The 3,891-nt window shown below is 66.5% G+C and carries 4 protein-coding genes; all 4 read left to right on the top strand.

What is annotated here, in order from left to right; translation table 11 throughout:
• Nucleotides 1-828 (top strand): ABC transporter permease (locus AC3A4M_RS22780; RefSeq protein WP_498738901.1); only part of this gene is annotated, 828 nt, incomplete at its 5' end.
• A 9-nt stretch (nucleotides 829-837) separates the two neighbouring features.
• A complete protein-coding gene (locus tag AC3A4M_RS22775) occupies nucleotides 838-1,878 on the top strand; it encodes an ABC transporter permease (RefSeq protein WP_498738899.1) in 1,041 nt (346 codons plus the stop codon).
• Nucleotides 1,878-2,963 (top strand): ABC transporter ATP-binding protein, encoded by a 1,086-nt coding sequence (locus tag AC3A4M_RS22770; RefSeq protein ID WP_498738897.1) that lies wholly within the window; start codon nucleotides 1,878-1,880, stop codon nucleotides 2,961-2,963. The genes AC3A4M_RS22775 and AC3A4M_RS22770 overlap by 1 nt, the downstream gene beginning before the upstream one ends.
• The coding region (locus AC3A4M_RS22765; RefSeq protein ID WP_498738895.1) for an ABC transporter ATP-binding protein at nucleotides 2,956-3,891 on the top strand (936 nt) is incomplete at its 3' end. The genes AC3A4M_RS22770 and AC3A4M_RS22765, both read left to right, overlap by 8 nt.

The raw sequence follows: 3,891 nt of genomic DNA, 5'->3' as shown, positions 1-3,891 counted from the left end.
AACCTGTATTTGCCGCTGAATGCCACGGACCAGATGCGGGCGGACTTTACCGCCCGTCATGGTTTGGACCAACCGCTGCTGACACAGATGGCCGATTACTTCGGCGGGGTCCTCAGGCTGGACTTCGGTGAGTCCCTCAGGACGGGGGAGCCTGCGGCAGCCATGGCGCTGCGGGCTTTCCCGGCCACCCTGCAGTTGGCCGCCACGACTATGGTGCTGGCCATCGTCCTGGCCGTGATCGTTGGCTGTTGGGCGGCGTTGAAGCCCAACGGCATCGCGGACCGTATCTCCAGCTTCGTGTCCATGGCCGCGGCTTCCATCCCGGACTTCTGGCTCGCCATTGTCGGGATTTGGATTTTTGCCATCACGCTGGGTTGGTTGCCGACCTCCGGTGTTGGCGGCGCGTCGGCGTGGGTGTTGCCGATTGCGACGCTGCTGTTGCGGCCGTTCGGTGTTCTGGTCCAGATTGTCCGCGGCGCCATGGTGTCCGCGTTGTCCGAGCCGTATATCAAGCTGGCCCGCAGCAAGGGCGCCGGGGACGTGCGGGTGGTCACCCACCATGCTCTGCGCAACGCCGCGGCCCCGGCGCTGACCGTGGCGGGCGATCTGACCGTGGGCCTGGTCAACGGGGCGGTGGTGGTGGAAACCATCTTCGGTTGGCCCGGCATCGGCAAGCTCATGATCGATTCCATCCTGCAACGCGACTTCGCGGTCCTGCAGGCAGCGGTCCTGTTGACCGCCATTGCAATCTTTGTCCTGAACATCCTCATTGACCTGGGTTATGCGCTGCTGGATGCACGCGTCCGCCCGGCCACAGTGAAGGCGTAGGAGGAACCCATGACCACGCCCATCACCGTCTCCGGCCACGAGCCGCCGCACGCTAACGCTTCACAACCTGACACCACCCTCCCGGATTCTCCGCCGCCCGGCAGCGACCCCAAGGGCGCGAAAGCCGACAGTTCGGACAAGAAGCTCAGCCTCTTCCGGTTGCTGCTGCGCGATAAGTTCGCCACCGTAGCCGCCGCCGTACTGGTCTTCGTCGGCCTGGTGGCGATCTTCGGCCCCATGCTGATGGGAGACCTGGCTACCAAACAGAACCTCATGTTCGCGAACAAGGCGCCGTTCACCCTGGCCAACGGCTGGGAGTACTTCCTGGGCAGCGACTCGCTCGGCCGCAGCGTTCTCGGCCGCCTGGTGGTGGCCACCAGGACCACGATCTCCGTGGCGCTGCCCGCCGTCGGCGTTGCGCTGGTCATCGGTTCCCTCTGGGGAGTATGGGCCGGCTATCACCGTGGCTGGCGCGAGACCGTGTCGATGCGCATCGCCGATGTGATCATGAGCTTCCCCTCGCTGCTGCTCGCCGTCGTCGTGCTCTATGTTTTCAACCCCAGCGTCGCCAACATTGTGCTGATCCTGGCGATCACCCGCATCCCGATTTATCTGCGTACCGCCCGCGCCGAGTCGGCCGAGCTGCAGAGCCGGACCTTCGTGGACGCGGCGCGTACTTTCGGTGCCAGGCCCAACGCCATCATCGGCCGGCACGTCATTCCGGTGGTGCTGCCGACCCTGCTGACGCTCGCCACGCTGGAGTTCTGCTATGTCATGCTGGCCGAGTCTTCCTTGAGCTTCCTGGGTATCGGCATCCAGCCGCCGGACGTGAGCTGGGGCCTGATGGTGGCCCAGGGCCGGCAGTATTTGCAGACCGCGTGGTGGCTCTCCATCTTCCCCGGGCTGGCCATCGTGATCACTACCATCGCCGCGAACGTGCTGGCGGCCTGGCTGCGGATCGCTACCGATCCGGCGCAGCGCTGGCGTCTGGCGCTGCCGCGCAAACGCCTGATCGCCCGTATTCCTGTCAAGACCGAGGAGTCGAAGTAATGAGCGCTCTCACCCAGGCCTCGCCGGCTACGGCCGGGCAGAGCGGCACCACGGTGCTGAAAGTCGAGGGACTGACCGTGGACCTGCGCACGGGCCGCGGCACGGTGCGCGCGGTGGACAACGTGGGTTTCGAGGCCCGCGCCGGGGAGACCCTGGCGCTGCTGGGCGAGTCCGGCTGCGGCAAGTCCATGACGGCCAAGGCCGTTGCCGGGCTGCTGGATCCAATCGCGGACGTGACCGGCGGGCAGATTCTCCTGAACGGGACGGACCTGGCCGCGTTGAGTCCGCGGCAGCGGCGCAAGTTCGCCGGACCGGAGCTGGGCATCGTGTTCCAGGACGCGTTGACCGCCCTGAACCCGGTTTATCCGGTGGGCACGCAGCTGGGCGAGGCCTTCCGGATCCACCACAAACTCTCCGCGAAGCAGGCCAAGGAAAAGGCCATCGAACTGATGAAACGCGTGGGCATCCCGGAGCCGGAGTCCCGGGTTAACGCGTACCCGCACCAGTTCTCCGGCGGCATGCGCCAGCGGATCCTGATCGCGATGGCGGTGGCGTTGAACCCGCGGCTGCTGATCGCGGACGAACCGACCACGGCCCTGGACGTCACGGTCCAGGCCCAGATCATGGCCCTGTTGCGCAGTCTCCGCGAGGAAAGCGACATGGCGGTAGTGCTCATTACCCACGACCTGGCCGTTGTTGCCGAAGAAGCCGATACCGTGGCGATCATGTATGCGGGGAATGTGGTGGAGACCGGGCGCGTGGCCGATGTCTTCTCCAACCCCCGCCACCCCTACACCAAGGGCCTGCTGGAATCAGTGCCGGTCAACGCCGAACGCGGCGGTGAGCTGAACTCCATTCCCGGCAGCCCGCCCGAACTGCACAACATCCCGCCCGGCTGCGTTTACCAGTCGCGCTGCCCGATGGTGCAGGAGATCTGCCGGGCCCAGCGCCCGGAACTGCTGCCAATCAACGACGGCGGCGGGAACCCGGGCCGCCATTCCGTGCGGCCTGCCACGGCCACGGCACTGCCTGTCACCGTGCGGGCTGCGGCCTGCCACTTCAGCGAGGAGCTGGACAATGACTGAAACACTGACCCGGCCCAAGGGGAGCGGGACGCTGCTCGAAGTCGAGGGCGTCACCAAGACCTTCCACGTCCCCAAAGGTCCCTCGGGCAACAGCCGGCTGCGTGCCCTGGACGGCATCAGCCTCTCGGTAGAGCGCGGCGAGACGCTGGGCCTGGTGGGCGAGTCCGGCTGCGGCAAGTCCACGCTGGCCCGGACCCTGATGATGCTGGAACGGCCGGACTCCGGGACAGTGCGTTTCGACGGACAGGACCCCTTCGGCATGCGCGGCAAGGAACTGCTGGCCTGGCGCCGGCGCGTGCAGATGGTCTTCCAGGATCCGTTCGCGTCCCTGAACGCCCGCATGAACGCCGGAGAAATCATTTCCGAGCCGTGGCGGGCACACAAGGACCTCTACCGCACGTCCAGGGAACGTGATGCCCGCGTCCGGGAACTGCTCCACATGGTGGGGCTGCGGCCCTCGGACGCGAAGAAATCTCCGCAGGAATTCTCCGGCGGCCAGCGCCAGCGCATCGGCATCGCCCGCGCGCTAGCCCTGAACCCCGACGTGATCATCCTGGACGAACCGGTCTCGGCGCTGGACCTCTCCGTCCAGGCCCAGGTGCTGAACCTGCTCAACGACCTGCAGCAGCGGCTCGGGGTGGCCTACGTGTTCATCTCGCACGACCTTTCCGTGGTCCGCCACGTCGCGGACCGGGTGGCCGTGATGTATTTGGGCCGGATCATCGAGACCGGTGCCACGGAGGAAGTCTTCGACCGTCCCCGCCACCCGTACACGGCCGCGTTGATGTCTGCTTCCCCCAAACTCGATGTCACCGGCGCCGAACGCAACCGGATCATCCTGCAGGGCGAGATACCCTCGCCGCTGGACCCGCCCTCGGGCTGCCGTTTCCGGACCCGCTGCTGGAAGGCCCAGGACATCTGCGCCGAG

Source organism: Arthrobacter sp. Soil_C_60 (genome assembly GCF_057656375.1).
The sequence above is the reverse complement of the archived record's forward strand: the minus strand, read 5'-3'. Positions and strand labels throughout refer to the sequence as shown.